This is a genomic window from Leifsonia sp. RCC_180 (assembly GCF_058138205.1).
In genome coordinates this window covers 1,884,824-1,899,993 of sequence record NZ_CP200340.1, presented here as the reverse complement: position 1 = coordinate 1,899,993, position 15,170 = coordinate 1,884,824, and the positions used below count along the sequence as shown (strand labels likewise).

The following is a 15,170-nucleotide window of genomic DNA, read 5'->3' as shown; positions in this document are numbered from 1 at the left end:
GGAGATCCAACGGAATGTTCGTAGCGTCAGGAAGTATGACCCCCTGGACCGCAGCAGACATCCCCGACCAGACCGGACGCATCGCCATCGTGACCGGTGCGAACTCCGGCCTGGGCCTCGTCACCGCCACCGAACTCGCCCGGCACGGAGCGCAGGTGATCCTCGCTGTCCGGAAGCCGGCATCCGGCCAGACTGCCGCTGACGGCATTCATGCGGCGGTGCCGCGAGCCAAGCTCGACGTTCGGACCCTCGACGTCGCTTCGCTGGCATCGGTGCGAACTTTCGCCTCCGAGATCAGCGCCGACTTCGACAGCATCGAGCTTCTGGTGAACAATGCCGGCGCGGAGAACCTCGCCGGTCGACGGAGCACGGTCGATGGGTTCGAGTTCCACCTCGGAACCAACATGCTTGGCCACTTCGCGCTGACCGGGCTGCTGCTCGACGCGATCACTCGAGGCGCCGGGCCACGCATCGTCTCCCTCAGTTCGATCACGCACAAGAGAGCCCATCTCGACTTCGACGACCTGCAATGGGAGAAACGCTTCGACGCCAACCGGGCCTACGGAGCCTCGAAACTCGCCACGACGACGTTCGGCATCGAACTCGACCGCCGCCTCCGAAAGGCAGGCTCACCGATCATCAGCACCATCGCCCACCCCGGCCTGTCCCGATCGAACTTCATCGACAGCGCCTGGAAGGACCGCAGCGTGGCGGCACAGCTGCTGGGCCGGATGTTCTCCGCCATCGCCACCCAGCCCACCGAACAAGGTGCCCTGAACCAACTCCACGCCGCAACGGCGCCGGGAGTGCACGGCGGTGACTTCTTCGGCCCCGGCGGGAGGGGTGAACGCACAGGCGAAGTGACTCGCGTTGTTGCCTCGAAGGAGGCGCAAGACCCAACCGTCGGCCAACGCCTGTGGAGTGCTGCCGAAGTCCTCACCGGCGTCACCTACCTGTAGCTGCGCCTAAAAACCAAGGGTGAGGGAGAGCTCTCTCCGCGTGCGGCTCATCGCCGTAAACGCCGTCAGCGTCGTTCGATCACATGATCCAGGAGCCCGTAGTCGCGTGCTGAGGCGGCGGTGAAGACTCGGTCGTGGTCGGTGTCTGCCCGCAGGGTCTCGACGGATTGCCCGGTGTGACGCGTCAGGACGCTCTCGATGTCGGCTCGCATGCGCACCACTTCGTCCGCTTGGAGGATGAGATCCGGGATGGCTCCGCGGCCCTGCGCGGCGGGCTGATGAAGGACGATGCGTGCATGCGGCAGCGCGGCGCGCTTACCCTCAGCGCCCGCGGCGAGCAGAACCGCCCCGACCGAGACGGCCTGGCCAACGCACGTCGTCGCCACGTGCGGGCGGATGAACCGCATCGTGTCGTAGATCGCCAGCATGGCGCTCGGGTCGCCGCCTTCGCAGTTGATGTAGAGCTGGATGTCGCTGTCAGCGCTGCTGGATTCGAGGTGCAGCAGCTGGGCGATGAGAGCGTTCGCGACGCCGGCATCGATCGCCGTGCCGAGATAGACGATCCGCTCGGTGAGCAGGTGCGAGTAGACGTCCATGATCCGCTCACCGCGCGGATGCTGGGCGATGACGTTGGGGATGGTGTAGCTGCTCATCAGAGACCTTGTCCGATCGGGCCGACGGAACCGGCCGGATCACCGGCGCGGGGGTTGATCTCACTGAAGGACCGCACGATCGTGTCGACGAATCCGTAGTCTCGTGCTTCTTCGGCGGTGTACCAGTGGTCGTGCAGGGAGTCCTCGAAGATGCGGGGAACCGGCTGGCCGGTGTCCTCGGCGATCAGAGCGAGAACGGTGTCGCGGGTATGGCGCAGATCGTCGGCCTGCAATTCGATATCGACAGCAGTGCCGGCGATTCCCGCCGAACCTTGGTGCATGAGCACCCGGGAGTTCGGAAACGCTTTGCGCTTTCCCTTCGTCCCGGCCGAGAGCAGGAATTGTCCGGCGCTGTAGGCGATCCCGAAGACGAGGGTCGAGACGTCGTTGGGGATCGTGTGCATGACGTCTCGGATCGCCAGCATCGCCGGCACTGAGCCTCCCGGTGAGTGGATCCACAGCGAGATGTCGGCTGTCTCGTCCTCCGCCGCCAAGCTGATGAGCTGCGTTGCCAGAAGCGTTCCATTGTCGTCGTCCAGTGGGCCGTCCAAAACCAGAACCCGGCGCTCGTAGAGTTGGCGTCGGACGGTCTCGGTGAACGTCGGCATTTTCGGTGAATCGCTCATGACGCTCACACTGCACGCCCAACGGCCGATGCCACAGCAGGCTCTGCCCTGAGCAGACCTGCTCACAGCAGAACCGGCTTGGGGCGAGCAGGAAAGGTCGGGATCGTCCCCGGCTCCATCGACTCGTCGTTGGCACGTTGTCCCATCGCAGCGGGACTCGGTATGGTCGATTTCATGCAGTGCTTCTGAACCCTCATCGATTCCCATCTGTGCGCTCGTCTTGGGCGCGATCGAAAGGTTCACCATGTCCGCACTCCTTCCGTTGCACGGTAAGACGGCCCTTGTCACCGGCGTCTCACGGCGTCGGGGCATCGGCTTCGCTATCGCCGCCAAGCTCGCCTCTCTTGGCGCGAACATCGTCATCCACCACTACCGACCGCATGACCTCGAACTCCCCTGGGGTGGCGACGACCTGGATGCGGTTCGCCGCGAGCTTCGTCCCTATCTTGCGGAGGATGCGGTGCTCACCGACGTCTCAGCGGACCTTTCCGACCCGCGGACGGTACCCGAGCTCGTCGGATCTGCCGTCGCCCTCACGGGACGGCTCGACGTTCTTGTGTGCAACCACGCCAAGAGCGGGGACGACGGCAGCATTCTCGACATGACCCCCGAACGACTCAGCGCATTCTGGGAGGTCAACACTCGCGCTACGGTGCTACTCACCGCCGAGTTCGCGCGCCTCCATGCACCGCAGAGTGAAGGTCCACGGCGGCCCGGGGACCGCATCGTCGGGAGCGGGCCGTACGCCAGTGCGCAAGGGCACGTGTTCTGGATGACCTCGGGCCAGGTCCACGGAGCCATGCGGGGAGAGGTCGCTTATGCCGCCAGCAAGGCGGCCCTTGCCGGCGTCACCGCCACGGTCGCCGCTGAACTCCTGGAACTTGGGATCATCCTCAACACCATCAACCCTGGGCCGGTCAATACCGGATATATGGATCCGGAGACAACGGACCGTTCGCTCGACGACCTCAACGACTACATCGCGCGCACCCCCTTCGGACGGGTCGGCACGCCACAGGACCCAGCGGAACTCATCGGCTGGCTGGCGACAGAGGCAGGGAGTTGGGTCGTGGGCCAGGTCATCACCACGGACGGCGGTTTCGGGTTGTAACGCCGAGTCGAAGGTGCGAACGGAACGTCTCCGTCCGGTTCACCGCGACCTGTACCCTCGTGCAAGGTGCGGGCGACTGCGTTTTCCAACTTCCACGGCTCCAGCCGCGAACTCCGGATAAGGAGAAAGATGCGACTCGACAACCTTCACGGCCCGACGATCGACGACTTTCCGGGAATCTTCACCTCGCGGCTTGTTCTGGCTGTCTATGTGGCACTGGTCGTGACTTCGTTCGCTGTGACGATCGGAGTCGTCGTCTGGGCTCTGCTGGAAAGGCGGCGACGGACCGACGGCGACCACAGCGTCGGGACGCGCGTGGGCCACAGTTCCTAGAGTCCCGGGTCTGCGGGGTGTGACTCCGGGTGGAGGGATGTAACAGCGGCGGCGGATGGGATTCGCGCCACCGCTCCCAGTTCGGAATCCCCCCTGGGTAGGGGGTGGACCGGTACCCGCGAGTGACGCGCAGGCACCGGTCCCGTTTCTAAGGTCGGGCACATGGACGCAATCAACGACCTCATCGCCACCGCGGCCGCATCCCCGTGGGTCTACCTCGTCGTGTTCGCGGTCGTTCTGGTGGATGCGTTCTTCCCGCCCGTGCCGAGCGAGTCGGTGGTCATCGGTGCCGCCGCAGCCGCTGTCGCGGTCGGCGTCCCGAACCTGCCGCTGGTGCTCGCCTGCGCCGCGGCGGGCGCTGTCGCCGGAGACAACCTGACCTTCCTGATCGGGCGGACCGTCGGCCTCGACCGATTCCGGATGCTGCGCGGTCCGCGGATGACTGCCGCCATCGTTCGCGCCCGCCGCAGCATCCACGACCGGGCGGGGGTGCTGATCCTCTCGGCACGCTACGTGCCGGTCGGCCGCGTGGCGGTGAACCTGGTGGCCGGCGCCTCCGGGCTGGCGTGGCGTCGGTTCCTCGGGCTGTCGGTGCTGGCCGGCGTCTCGTGGGCGGTCTACTCCGTTACAGTGGGGGTGGTCGCAGCCAACTGGCTGCACGGCAACGCGTTTGTGGCCATGGTCGTCGGGATCGCCGTCGGGATCGGGACGGGTCTGGTCGTGGACGCGCTTCTGCGGCGCTCCGCTCGGCGGCCTGCAGCAGCCGCGACAGGAGAAGCGGCATCTCTGCACGACCGTCAGGGCGCCGACCCGAACGATGGTCCCACCGAGCGTGCGGCGATGGATCGCATCACTGCGAACGGAGGACGGGAGTGACCGCCCACAGTCTTTCGACCCGCAGGCTTCCGACCACAGCCCAGGTCGATCGGTGGTTGCTGGTCCTCTGGGTGGTCGCGTCCATCGCCTCGATCGCCGTGCTGGCGGTCGCCGCTTCTCTAGGTGCGACGGTCTACGGCGTGCCCGTTGCGCTGGCGCTCGTGCTGGGCCTGCTGCAGGGCGCATCCATCGTCGGCGCGCTCCTCTGGCCGCGCAGCGCCGCGGCCGCCGCAGTCGTCGCGTTGGTCGGCTTCGCCCTCGCTTCGCCGGTCACGGCGACCGCCCCGTGGCCCGTTGCCGCGACGTCCATCGTCGCGTTCTCTCTCACTGTCGCCCTGGTCGTGTCGCGCGGAGCATGGCGCCCGGGGCTGATTGCATGGGCAGCGGCTGTGCTCGTCGCGGTGGCGATCGGTTTCGTCGGGCTCGTCGGCGAAGCGAAGCTCGCCGCTGAGGCGACCGTGACCGCCGACCTGATCGTGTTCGCCTCCGTGACAGGGGCGGCCCTGATCGCGGCGCTGCTCGCCGCGCGGTGGCAGGACGTCCGGCGCCAGCTGATGCGCGAGCGGGAGACGTCGGCGACTGAGCTCGCACGGCGGGAGGTGGCCGAGGATCGAACCAGGATCGCCCGGGAACTGCACGACATCGTCGCGCACGGCATGTCGGCCATCCAGGTCCAGGCATCGAGTGCGCGGTACCGCATCCCGGATCTCCCCGCAGAAGCAGCCGCCGAATTCGACGATCTTGCGGCGACGGCTCGCACGGCGATGGGAGAGATGCGTCGACTGCTCGGGGTGCTGCGCAGCGACGACGCCGGGACGGAAACCGCCCCGCAGCCCGGTCTCGAAGACGTGCCGGCGCTGATCGCGGACGCAGCCCGCCGTGGACGCGTCGAGTTCGTCGACGAGGCCGCGGAAGTGCCGGGGATCGACCCGATCACGTCGTTGGCGGCCTACCGGATCGTCCAGGAGTCGCTGAGCAACGTCGCGCGACACGCGACCGACGCCCCGATCGTCGTCCGCCTGGACCGAGCGGAACGCTCACTGCTGATCGAGGTGCGTAACGCCGCGGCGCCAGGCCGTCCCGCGGCGGCACCGGCACCGGATGGCGGCGGGCACGGCATCCGGGGGATGCGCGAACGCGCCGAACTTCTCGGCGGCACCCTGACGGCGGAGCCGCAGCCGGACGGCGGGTTCCTCGTGCGTGCCGTGCTGCCGCTCGCGGAGGGAGGCACCGCCCTGTGACGATCTCCGTGCTCGTGGTCGACGATCAGGCGATGGTCCGTGCCGGTTTCGCCGCCATCCTCGGCGCGCAGGACGGCATCCAGGTTCTCGGCCAGGCCGCTGACGGCGCCGAAGGCATCGAGCTGGCGCGGCGACTGCGGCCCGACGTCGTCCTTATGGACATCCGGATGCCCGGGACGAACGGCATCGACGCGACGCGCGAGCTGGTCCACCCCTCCCGCGGCGAACCGCACCGGCCGCTCGTCCTCGTGCTGACGACCTTCGACGCGGACGAGTACGTGTACGACGCCCTCGCCGCGGGAGCGAGCGGGTTCCTGCTCAAGGACGCGCCGCCGGACGACCTCGTCCACGCCGTTCGCGTCGTCGCCGCGGGTGATGCCCTGCTCGCTCCCCGGGTGACCAAGCGCCTCCTGGAACGGTTCACCTCGCAGCGGCCCGCCACCTCATCCAGAGCACTGCTGCTCGCGGACCTCACCGACCGGGAGCGTGAGATCCTCGTGCTGATCGGGCGCGGACGGTCGAACTCCGAGATCGCGGGGGAGCTCTTCATCGCCGAACAGACGGTGAAGACCCACGTGAGCCGGATCTTCACCAAGCTCGGGCTGCGCGACCGCGTGCAGGCGGTCATTCTGGCGTTCGACGCCGGGCTGGTCGAACCCGCCCCGTAGGGTCCGGCGACCCACCGCCGCGGCCCGTGCCCTACCCGGGCGGTAGCGCGGTATGGCTCCGCAGGGGGACGCAGCCCACCACACCCCGTCGAGATGCTCTTCCCGACCGGTCACCGCGACCGGACGGAAGGAACGCCCGATGTCTCTCGCAGTCGCCCCGCCCCTCCCCGGCTTCGATGCCTCGCCGGCGCACGCACCGCTGGCGCGCACCGCCTCGACAGTGCGACGGGATGCCGCGGTGGATGTCGCACGCGCGTGGTGCCTCACCGTTGTGGTCGCGCTGCACGCCCTCATGGTCGGCGTCTCGGCGACCGCGGACGGACCGGTGCTCGAGAACGCGCTGGAGCGGTGGGATGGCTTCGCCGCGCTGACCTGGGTCCTCCAGGTGATGCCCCTCTTCTTCCTCCTCGGCGGATTCTCCGGCATCCTCCAGTGGGAACGCGCGCGAAGCCGCGGTGTCGGGTACGGCGAGCACCTCGCGGGCCGGATGCGGCGTCTGCTGATTCCGGCAGGGGCGGCTCTTCTGGCGGTCGTCGTGGTGCTGACCGGCCTCCAGCTCGCCGGCGTTCCGGCCGACCTGGTCGCGACGGCCGGCTTCCGCATCAGCCAGCCGTTGTGGTTCCTCGGGGTCTACATCCTCTGCACGGCGGCACTCCCGGCGCTCGCCTCCGCTCATCGACGCCGGCCGGCCGCGACCATCGCGGCCCTCGCCGCCACGGTGGTGGCTGTGGATGCGGTCCGCGCATCCACAGGGGTCACCGCAGTGGGCTTCCTGAACCTGCTCTTCGTGTGGATGCTCGTGCAGCAGCTGGGCTTCGTGCTCGCCTCGCCCGCATTCGAGCAGTGGAGTGGCTGGCGGATGGCCACGCTCGCCGCCGGTTCCTTCGGGGCGCTGGCGATCTTCTGCGCGTCGGGCGTCTACTCGTTCGACCTCTACGCCAACCTCAACCCGCCGACTGGCGCGCTCGTGCTGCTGGGTGCCGGGCAGCTGGCGCTGTTCTCCCTGGTACGACCGCGACTCGTGCGGGCGGCGGAATGGCGGCCGCTCGGCCGCTACGTCGGCGCGATCAATCGCCGCGCTATGACCGTGTACTCGTGGCACATGGTGGTCCTCGTGCTGGCCGCGGGCGCTGTGCTCCTGGTCGGCGGCGAGTCGCTGCCGCATCCGCTGTCCGGCGACTGGTGGTTGACGCGGCCTCTGTGGCTGGCCGCCGTCGGAGGCGTCGTCGCGGGGGTCGCGCTGATGGGCGGCCGGCTGGAGACCGCTCGGAGCGGCGCCTGGCGGGCCGCCAGGACCGGCCGCGTCCTCTGCTCGGCGGCGAGCGGCGCGAGCGGCGTGCTGCTCATCCTGACGCACGGATCGACGCTCGCGGGCTGGGTGGGCGGGGCGATGCTCGTAGCCGGTGCCCTCATCCTGCTGAGCGAGGGGTGCACGTGGGATACGCGACGCAGCCGGGCTATTTCTCCTTTAGATGGCCTAAGCGGGAAAGAGTGGAGCACGTGCGGCGGCTAGCCATGCGTCAGTAGTGCCGACGGCACGATGCGTCCGGGGGCGGGTGGGACCAGCCGCGGTCTGCTTGGCGCAACCTCTGTGGGGAGAAGGGCCGCCTGAAACCCAGTCTTCCCGCTCTTACCTCACGGCTCGACCGGACGCATCGCAAGCTCCGACCGCCGACGTGCCTAGTCTGTGACGAGATTGTCCGAACAGGCAACGTCTGTGCAATCCCGACAGGAACGGTCAGCGGGCCGGGCGCCGATGGTCCTCGCTTCGCAGCCACTCGTCGAACGTGATCTTCGACTCCAGGCGATCGGCGGTGCCTCGGAGCAACCCGGATGCCAGTCCTCGACCGTACGAGCCGGGAAGCCTGACCTCCCAGACGGCGCGGCGGATGCCGTCGAATGCCAACTGGCGGCGGGCGAGATCGGCCAGGATCTCGTCCTTCGGGCCGACCAGATCCTGTGCCCGAGTCGCCGGACCGGCTTCGGCGACCGTGACGAGATACTCGCCGACCTCTCTGGCAGCGACCGGCCGCACGGGTGCTTTCGACAGGAGTGCGATGGGGCCTCTCATTCCTGCGAGCAGTTGTCCGGCGAACTCGTGGAACTGCGCAGCCCGGGCGATCGTGTACGGAACAGCTCCCGCCGCGACAGCCCTCTCCTGCGCGAGTTTCCCTGCGTAGTAGGAAGCGTCGATGTCGTCGATGCCGACGATCGAGAGGGCTACGTGGTGGCCGATGCCAGCCTCGAGTTCCGCGGTCAGCAACTGCCGGGTGGCGGACTCGAAGAATTCGCGAGCAGTTCCGGCAGACAGCGTCGTCTTGTTCGTCACGTCGATGACGGTGTCCAGTCCCTCCAAAGCCGCGGCCAGCCCGTGCCCCGTGGTGACTTCGACGCCTGTCGCCCTGCTGAGCACGGAGACCTCGTGTCCGCGAGCCAACGCCGCCTCCGCGACGTAACGCCCAACCGTGCCTGTGCCTCCTGCGACTGCGATCTTCACGTCTACTCCTCCTGTACGAGCCAGCTCGATGTCTCAGACAAGCAGACAGGCGACGACCGGGATTTGTGACAGGGACCGTGTACTTCTTGGGATCGGTCGGCGACTGCTACGACATCGCGATGATGGGATCCTTCGCGTGGACGAGCCTGAAGATGGCATATTCCACGACGTGGGCCTGGTTCGTGATTGTGCTTGGCGATGCCTACGACGAAGAGTGCTAGGCCCGCATGGCCGGTACCAGCGAGGTCGGGTTCGCCGTCATCCTCGGTGTTGTGCCGCTTGTGCTTCTGAGCGCGGGTGCCCTCGTTGCTCTGGTCGTCACTCGGAGTCTTCGTCGCGGCGACAGCGGCCGGTGTCCTTTTCGGCGGGAGGTTCAGCGGCTGGACGCTGTTCACCCACTTCGCGATCGGCTCGAACTGCTACGCCGGACTCCCGGCGGTGTCCGCGGGGGTTGGGACGATGATGCGCCCGTCGTCGGCGCCGCCCACCTGAATCTGTCCGTCCGTTCCGATGAGGACTTGGCGGCTCCACTGGTCGGGCATCGGACAGGCTGCACCCTTCTGCCCCGGAACCAGCTCGAGCGCCATCGGCACGCTCTGAGTCGTCGTGCCCGTCTGGTCGGTCAGCGTGACCGCAAGGTCGTGCTTCTTCGCCAGGTCCACTTCCCTGGGGACCAGGACCTCGAACGACGGCCTGGATCCGTCGTCCTGGTCGCACGAGCCGGTGTAGCAGGCATGAACCGTCCCGCCGGGATGCAGACGCAGCCAGATCGTCGCATCGACAGCGATGTGGGGCGGTTGGATGTCGGGCATGGAGCACGCGGGGAACAGAGAGGCGCAACCGGCGAGGAGAGCCCCGGCCAGGACGCCGATCGCCACGGCTACCCCGCGCCGGCCACGCGCTGCGAGATGCACCCGGTCAGTGTTGTGGGACGTGCGGCCCGTGGCGCCCAGGAGAAGCACGCCCGCCAGCGCCGCTGCGGCACGTCGCCGTGACATGGCCCCCCAATCGTCGACGACGCCAGTGTAGGGCTCGCTACGCCAGCTCACCCGCGTACCGCATCAGCATCGAGTCGCGGCGCTGGAAACCCACCGCCTCGTAGAGACGGATGGCAGATTCGCGGCTCGGCCGTGATGTCAGATCGAGCGTCCGCAACCGTCGCTCGCGAGCGAGTTCGATCACCGCCTCGAGCAACAAGCGAGCGATGCCGCGGCCCCGGAGCTCCTGATCCACGACGACATCGTCGAGATGACCGCGCACCCCCGTCGGGAGGGGGAACGACGCGAGCGTCGCCATGCCGATGAGCCGGCCGTCCTCCCGGGCCACGATGAGGTCGGTGCCGTCGTGATCGAGCATCGACTCGACGCGAGCTCGGTCGAACGTCGCCGTCGATGACAGTTGAGGCAGCAGCCGCGCGATGGCGGTGAGGTCTTCGTCGGAGAGGGTTTCGGCGATATGGATGCTGATCTGGTCGAACGCCATGCCGATCAGGCTACCGAGGTCGGCCAGCCGGAGGAGCGTTCCCGGCTCAGGCCGGCTTACACAGAGGCATCGACTGCATCCCAGAAGGCCAGCAGCTCGGTCGCCAGCGCTTCGGGCCGTTCGAGAGGGATGAGGGTCCGCGCCGCCGTGATGGTGACGGCCCGCGCGAGCGGTCCCGCCGCGGCCGCTGCACGCTCCGCGTCAGCGGGGCTCCAGTCGCCGCGGTCGTCGGACGCCACGAACAGGCTCGGCACGGTGATCTGCGGCAGCAGCATCGAGACGTCCACCCGGTTGAGGATGAATGATCGCAAAGCCAGACTCATGCTGGCTCTCCCCGGGCGTTCGAGGCTTTCGACGACGAGGTTCCGGATGCGTGGGTCGGCAGCGGAGGCGTCGGTCAGCATCGCCTGGATCACCGCCGAGCGCACCGGTCCCACAGGTCCCGCCAGCCGCAAGACCGGTGCGAGCACCAGGATCTTCGCTCGAAGCGCAGGCGCGATCGGCTCCACCGGCGCGCTGATGGCCGCGAACGAGCGCAGCACGCCGGGCTGCGCGGCCAGCTCGTAGCCGACGTGGCCTCCGAACGCGTTGCCCACCCAGTCGACCGGAGCGTCGGCGCCCAACTGCTCGAGCGCATCCTGAGCCGCCCCGGCCGCCTCGCTGATGCTACTGGGCCGGTGAAGGTGCTCGCTCCGGCCGAGGCCGGGCGGGTCGATGAGCACGTAGCTGCGGTCGGGCCGCGCACGGCGGAGGAGGGGAAGCACGCGGTCCCAGGTGTGGCTGTCGACGAACATCGACGACCAGAACACCGTCAGCGGACCTCCGCCGCTGGAGCTGATGTACCGCGCGTTGAGTGTGCCGAGGCGAGTGGGGACGGCCCGCAGGCGATCATTTGATGTGAATGAGATTGACATGAAAGTTGATGTTAGTCTGATTTACATGAAAGCGCCAGAGCCCTCCGCCAAACGCGAGTACCGCATGTCGGCTCGGGCGGCGTCCGCGGGGGCTACGGCCGAACGCATCATCGACGCCATGCTCGCGCGCTTTGCCACGACACCCTATGAACACATCCGACTCGACGATGTCGCTGCGGATGCGGGGGTCACGGTGCAAACCCTCATCCGCCGGTTCGGGGGCAAGGGGCCGTTGATGGTCGCGGTCGTCGATCGCGAGCTGGGCCGGATCGTCGCCGCGCGCGAGTCCGCCCAGGGAGACGCGGCCGGCGCGGCCGGCACGATAGCTGCACTGGTGGCGCACTACGAGGTCTACGGTGCCCTCATTCTCAAGATGTACTCCGAGGCCCCGCTCGTGCCAGGGCTCGATGAACGAGCTGCCCGAGGCCGCGCCTATCACGTGGACTGGTGCCGTCGAACCTTCGAGCGCTACCTCGATCGCGGACTCGACGACGAGACCCGCAATATCCGGCTCGCTCAGATCGTGGTGATCTGCGACGCCACCGCATGGCGGATCCTGCGTTTCGATGGCAAGCTCACTCCGGCCGGAACCGAGCGGGCCGTCGCTGACCTGCTGCGCCCGCTCCTCGCCGCCGCCCCGACCCCGTAGCTTCGCGCAAAGAACCGGACCCGGCAGGAAGTCGTCCTGCCGGGCCCGGTGCCGTTGTCAGCGCTGAGGCTTCACTCGTCGTCGTGGTCGGTCGACCCCGGAGCGATCCCCGGCACGTCGTCCGGACCGTAGATCTTCGCGTCGCCCGGGTACGGCGACGTCCAGTGGTGGGTCTGGTACCAGGTCCACCGGTTCATGAGGTCCGGGTTGTCGTAGTCCGGGATGGCCGGGTGGCCTGCGGTGCCGGTGAAGTGCTGCTTTCCGGCCCACTTCTGCCACTTGGCCGCGGTCGACTGCTCGGCAGCCGGAACCTCGGCGGCCTTGGCGGCATCCGCGTTGACCTGCTTCGCCGCTTCGCCGGTCGTGCCAAGGGTGTCGTAGCCGCACGACGGAGCGGTGACGACGCCCTCGGTGAGCGGCACCTGGTTGAGGACCGCGTTGTAGGGCGTGAGGTCGGGCTTGTCGGTGAAGGCGTCCGTCATCGGGGTCGCCGCCGCGAGCTTCTGGTTCATCGGCTGTGCGCCGAGGACCTGCTCGATGGTGCGCACCAGGTTGATCTGCGAGTAGTACGTGCTCACGGTCTTCCCGTGGGCGGCGTACGGGCTGATCACCTGGATCGGCGCGCGGTGGCCGTCGACGTGGTCGGCCCCATCCTGGGTGTCGTCCTCTGCGACGAAGATCGCCGAGTCCTTCCAGTACTGGGAGTGCGAGATCTCGTCCACGATCTTGCCGACGGCGAGGTCGTTGTCCGCAACCTGCGCTTCCGGGTCCGCCGTGCCGCCGGTGTGGTCGCTGGACAGCCACACCATGTTGAGGTTCGACGGCCCGTTCTTCTCGAAGTCCTGCTTCCAGGTCTCGTACCGGTAGATGTCCGGCACCGCCAGGTCGAACGGCGCGGCATTCGGGTCTGTGATGGCGTTGAGCGACGGGATGGCCGAGCTCGCATGCAGCTGGATGGACGGGTCGAACAGCTTCGACGGAGCGCCGCCGGCCATCACATCCTTCGCCGTGCAGTAGTACTGCTGCCAGGTGGCGCCGGCCGGCTTGCCCTCGCCGTACTCGAACTCGCCGAAGTTCTTCGCCGTCTTGCCCGCGGCCTGGATGGACGTCCACAAGAAGCCGGAGCGCTGGTGGCCCAGCACATCCTCTTCGGTGTCGTACGAGCGGGTGTACTCGCCGGCGCTGGTCTCGGTGTACGCGGGGTTGTCGCCCTGCATCAGCCAGTTGTGGCCTTCGGCCGAGTTCGTCCCGATGTCGTACGTGTTGTCGTACAGGCCGAACTGCGTCGCAAGCGCGTGCTGGTTGGGGGTGACCTTGGCTCCGAACTGGGTCAGCGTCGCGTCGCCGTTGCCCTGCTTCATGTCCCCGTAGAGCTGGTCGTAGCTGCGGTTCTCCTTGACGAGGAGGAACACGTGCTTGATCGGCGACGGCTCTCCGATCCGCTTGGGGATCGCGCTCGCCCCACCGTTCACGCCCTCCTCGCCTTCGGCGGGCTTGACGGACTTGCCGTCCCAGCCGTTCTGAGCGAACACGGTGGCCGTGTACTTCTGGATCTGCTTGTCGCTCGGAAGAGTGAACTTCGTGAGCGACGCCGTGGTGGCGTGGGTGGCGTGACCGGTCGCCGGAGTCGTTCCCTGGCCCTTGTTGAAGGTCAGCGCCGGTCCCCGGGCGTCGATTCCGCGCGTGTTCGTGACCACGATGGAGCCCTTTACCGCCGTGACGTTCTCCGGGTAGTAGTCGGTCGGCAGCAGGCCGATGTAGCTGGCCGGGTCGCGCGGGTCCTTCCGGTCGACGGTGTAGACGGCGATGGCGTTGGCGCGGCCCAGCGACACCAGCAGGTGGTCGCCCTGCTGGGTGATCGCGGTCGGCTGGTAGCCGGTCTGCGACGATGCCCACGGCTGGGTCGCGAAGGTCTGGACGACCTTGTTCGAGCGGGTGTCGATCACCGAGACGGTGTCGCTGTTGGTGTTGGCCACGTACAGCGTCGTGCCGTCGAGGTGCATCGCGGTCGGGTGCAGCTGGACCGGGATGGTGGCGGCCGGCGCCGACGGAGCGCTCGTGTCGATGACGCTCACCGAGCCGGTCGTGGTGGTGCCGAGGGTGGTGTCGGCGGGCACCGCGGTGCCGTACGAGTCCATCGTCGCCTCACCGGGGAGCGCCTGACGGCCGCCCTCGTTCGAGACGTACAGGTGCGACCCGACGAATGTCAGCTGACGCGGCGCGATCCCCACCGCGAACGTCTGCGTGATGGTGCCGGCGACCGGGTCGATGGCGACGACCGTGTTCTGCCCGTTGACCGCGGCGTAGAGAGTCGACCCGTCGGGCGAGAACGTCATCCCGGCGGTCAGTGCTTCTTGGCCACCGGCCGAGTTGGGGATGCTGATCTTCGTGCCGGCGCCGAGTGAACCGTCCGCGTTGAACGGGTAGCGCACGATGCCGGTCGCGACCGGCTCGAAAAGGAACGTGCCGTCGGGGGAGAAGACCGGTCCCTCCTGGCCGACGGTGCCGTCGGAGATCTTGAGGTACTTCATCGCGCCGTAGCCGGCGTTCGTGGCGGCCGTGGCGAACGAGGTCGCGGCCAGGGTGCCGGCGGCGGCGACAGGCTTGTAGGTGTTGAGGTCGAAGACCTGCAGGTCGACCGAGCGGTCGGTGCTCGTGCCCACGAGGAAGCGGCCATCTGGGCTGACTGTTGACCCCATCAGCTTGCCGAAGGGGGTGGTGAGGCGAGACCCCACCGGCTGGATCACCTGGTTGTCGGAGACCTGCTCGCCGTTGGGGTAATCGCTGCCGACCTGGTGGTTGCCGAAGGCGAGGGTGGAGGCGGTGGCGATACCGCCACCGAGGAGGGCGAGCGCGCAGGTGGTCGCGGTGACCGCGAGGACGCGCTGCCCCCTGGTGAGGGTGGAGAAGCGACGCGGGCCGGACCGTTTGCGTCGTGGAGTATTGCCGGGCATCTGGAGAGACCTTTCCCGAATTGGATGTGCTCAGAAGCGAGCCGAGGGCACAGTGCGAGTACGTGCCGATCGGCTCAGCGGCCTCAAGGGGAGGCCACAGACACGACACTGTTCTGACCCTCGTGAGGGGGTCAAACGAACGGTTCCTTAATGCGCGGTAACTAACGGAAACTGCGCCCGGCGTGTCGGTGGCCGCATGCCAGCGAG

15 protein-coding genes are annotated in these 15,170 nt (G+C 68.0%); 8 read left to right on the top strand and 7 right to left on the bottom strand.

Annotation, left to right across the window (positions count from 1 at the left end; translation table 11 throughout):
- Positions 1-14 precede the first annotated feature (14 nt).
- The gene (locus tag AB7E03_RS09420; protein WP_489941159.1) at positions 15-959 is read left to right on the top strand and encodes an oxidoreductase; all 945 of its coding nucleotides are present in this window, start codon (positions 15-17) and stop codon (positions 957-959) included.
- Between the two features lie 65 nt (positions 960-1,024).
- On the opposite strand, the gene AB7E03_RS09415 is transcribed toward AB7E03_RS09420, so the two are convergent.
- Together AB7E03_RS09415 and AB7E03_RS09410 are read right to left on the bottom strand one after the other, a co-directional pair.
- Positions 1,025-1,612, bottom strand: coding sequence for a ClpP family protease (locus AB7E03_RS09415; RefSeq protein WP_489941158.1), 588 nt, complete (start codon positions 1,610-1,612; stop codon positions 1,025-1,027).
- The gene (locus AB7E03_RS09410) at positions 1,612-2,238 is read right to left on the bottom strand and encodes a ClpP family protease (RefSeq protein ID WP_489942895.1); all 627 of its coding nucleotides are present in this window, start codon (positions 2,236-2,238) and stop codon (positions 1,612-1,614) included. Before AB7E03_RS09410 ends, AB7E03_RS09415 begins: the two co-directional genes overlap by 1 nt.
- Positions 2,239-2,482: 244 nt before the next feature.
- Between AB7E03_RS09410 and AB7E03_RS09405 the strand changes: the two genes are divergently transcribed.
- The 6 genes from AB7E03_RS09405 (at position 2,483) to AB7E03_RS09380 (ending at position 7,980) form a co-directional block, all read left to right on the top strand.
- A complete protein-coding gene (locus tag AB7E03_RS09405) occupies positions 2,483-3,349 on the top strand; it encodes an SDR family oxidoreductase (protein WP_489941157.1) in 867 nt (288 codons plus the stop codon).
- A gap of 129 nt (positions 3,350-3,478) precedes the next feature.
- Entirely contained in the window at positions 3,479-3,682 is a 204-nt protein-coding gene (locus tag AB7E03_RS09400; protein ID WP_489941156.1) for a hypothetical protein, read from the top strand.
- Between the two features lie 162 nt (positions 3,683-3,844).
- The gene (locus AB7E03_RS09395; RefSeq protein ID WP_489941155.1) at positions 3,845-4,558 is read left to right on the top strand and encodes a DedA family protein; all 714 of its coding nucleotides are present in this window, start codon (positions 3,845-3,847) and stop codon (positions 4,556-4,558) included.
- The gene (locus AB7E03_RS09390) at positions 4,555-5,799 is read left to right on the top strand and encodes a sensor histidine kinase (protein ID WP_489941154.1); all 1,245 of its coding nucleotides are present in this window, start codon (positions 4,555-4,557) and stop codon (positions 5,797-5,799) included. The genes AB7E03_RS09395 and AB7E03_RS09390 overlap by 4 nt, the downstream gene beginning before the upstream one ends.
- Positions 5,796-6,467 (top strand): response regulator, encoded by a 672-nt coding sequence (locus AB7E03_RS09385; RefSeq protein WP_489941153.1) that lies wholly within the window; start codon positions 5,796-5,798, stop codon positions 6,465-6,467. Before AB7E03_RS09390 ends, AB7E03_RS09385 begins: the two co-directional genes overlap by 4 nt.
- A gap of 139 nt (positions 6,468-6,606) precedes the next feature.
- Positions 6,607-7,980 carry an acyltransferase family protein gene (locus AB7E03_RS09380; protein ID WP_489941152.1) on the top strand — a complete coding sequence of 458 codons (1,374 nt, stop codon included), beginning with the start codon at positions 6,607-6,609 and terminating at the stop codon, positions 7,978-7,980.
- Positions 7,981-8,205: 225 nt separating this feature from the next.
- Here the strand turns inward: AB7E03_RS09380 and AB7E03_RS09375 are convergent, their stop codons facing one another.
- From AB7E03_RS09375 to AB7E03_RS09360, 4 genes are all read right to left on the bottom strand, one after another.
- Positions 8,206-8,964: an SDR family oxidoreductase gene (locus AB7E03_RS09375; RefSeq protein WP_489941151.1), complete on the bottom strand. Its 759-nt coding sequence runs from the start codon at positions 8,962-8,964 to the stop codon at positions 8,206-8,208.
- A 419-nt stretch (positions 8,965-9,383) separates the two neighbouring features.
- A complete protein-coding gene (locus tag AB7E03_RS09370) occupies positions 9,384-9,842 on the bottom strand; it encodes a hypothetical protein (RefSeq protein ID WP_489941150.1) in 459 nt (152 codons plus the stop codon).
- A gap of 157 nt (positions 9,843-9,999) precedes the next feature.
- On the bottom strand, positions 10,000-10,446 hold the full coding sequence (locus AB7E03_RS09365; protein ID WP_489941149.1) for a GNAT family N-acetyltransferase: 447 nt from the start codon (positions 10,444-10,446) through the stop codon (positions 10,000-10,002).
- A gap of 56 nt (positions 10,447-10,502) precedes the next feature.
- Entirely contained in the window at positions 10,503-11,360 is an 858-nt protein-coding gene (locus AB7E03_RS09360; RefSeq protein ID WP_489941148.1) for an alpha/beta fold hydrolase, read from the bottom strand.
- A 25-nt stretch (positions 11,361-11,385) separates the two neighbouring features.
- Between AB7E03_RS09360 and AB7E03_RS09355 the strand changes: the two genes are divergently transcribed.
- Positions 11,386-12,009 (top strand): TetR/AcrR family transcriptional regulator, encoded by a 624-nt coding sequence (locus AB7E03_RS09355; protein ID WP_489941147.1) that lies wholly within the window; start codon positions 11,386-11,388, stop codon positions 12,007-12,009.
- A 71-nt stretch (positions 12,010-12,080) separates the two neighbouring features.
- On the opposite strand, the gene AB7E03_RS09350 is transcribed toward AB7E03_RS09355, so the two are convergent.
- Positions 12,081-14,963, bottom strand: coding sequence for an alkaline phosphatase family protein (locus AB7E03_RS09350; protein ID WP_489941146.1), 2,883 nt, complete (start codon positions 14,961-14,963; stop codon positions 12,081-12,083).
- Positions 14,964-15,170 lie beyond the last annotated feature (207 nt).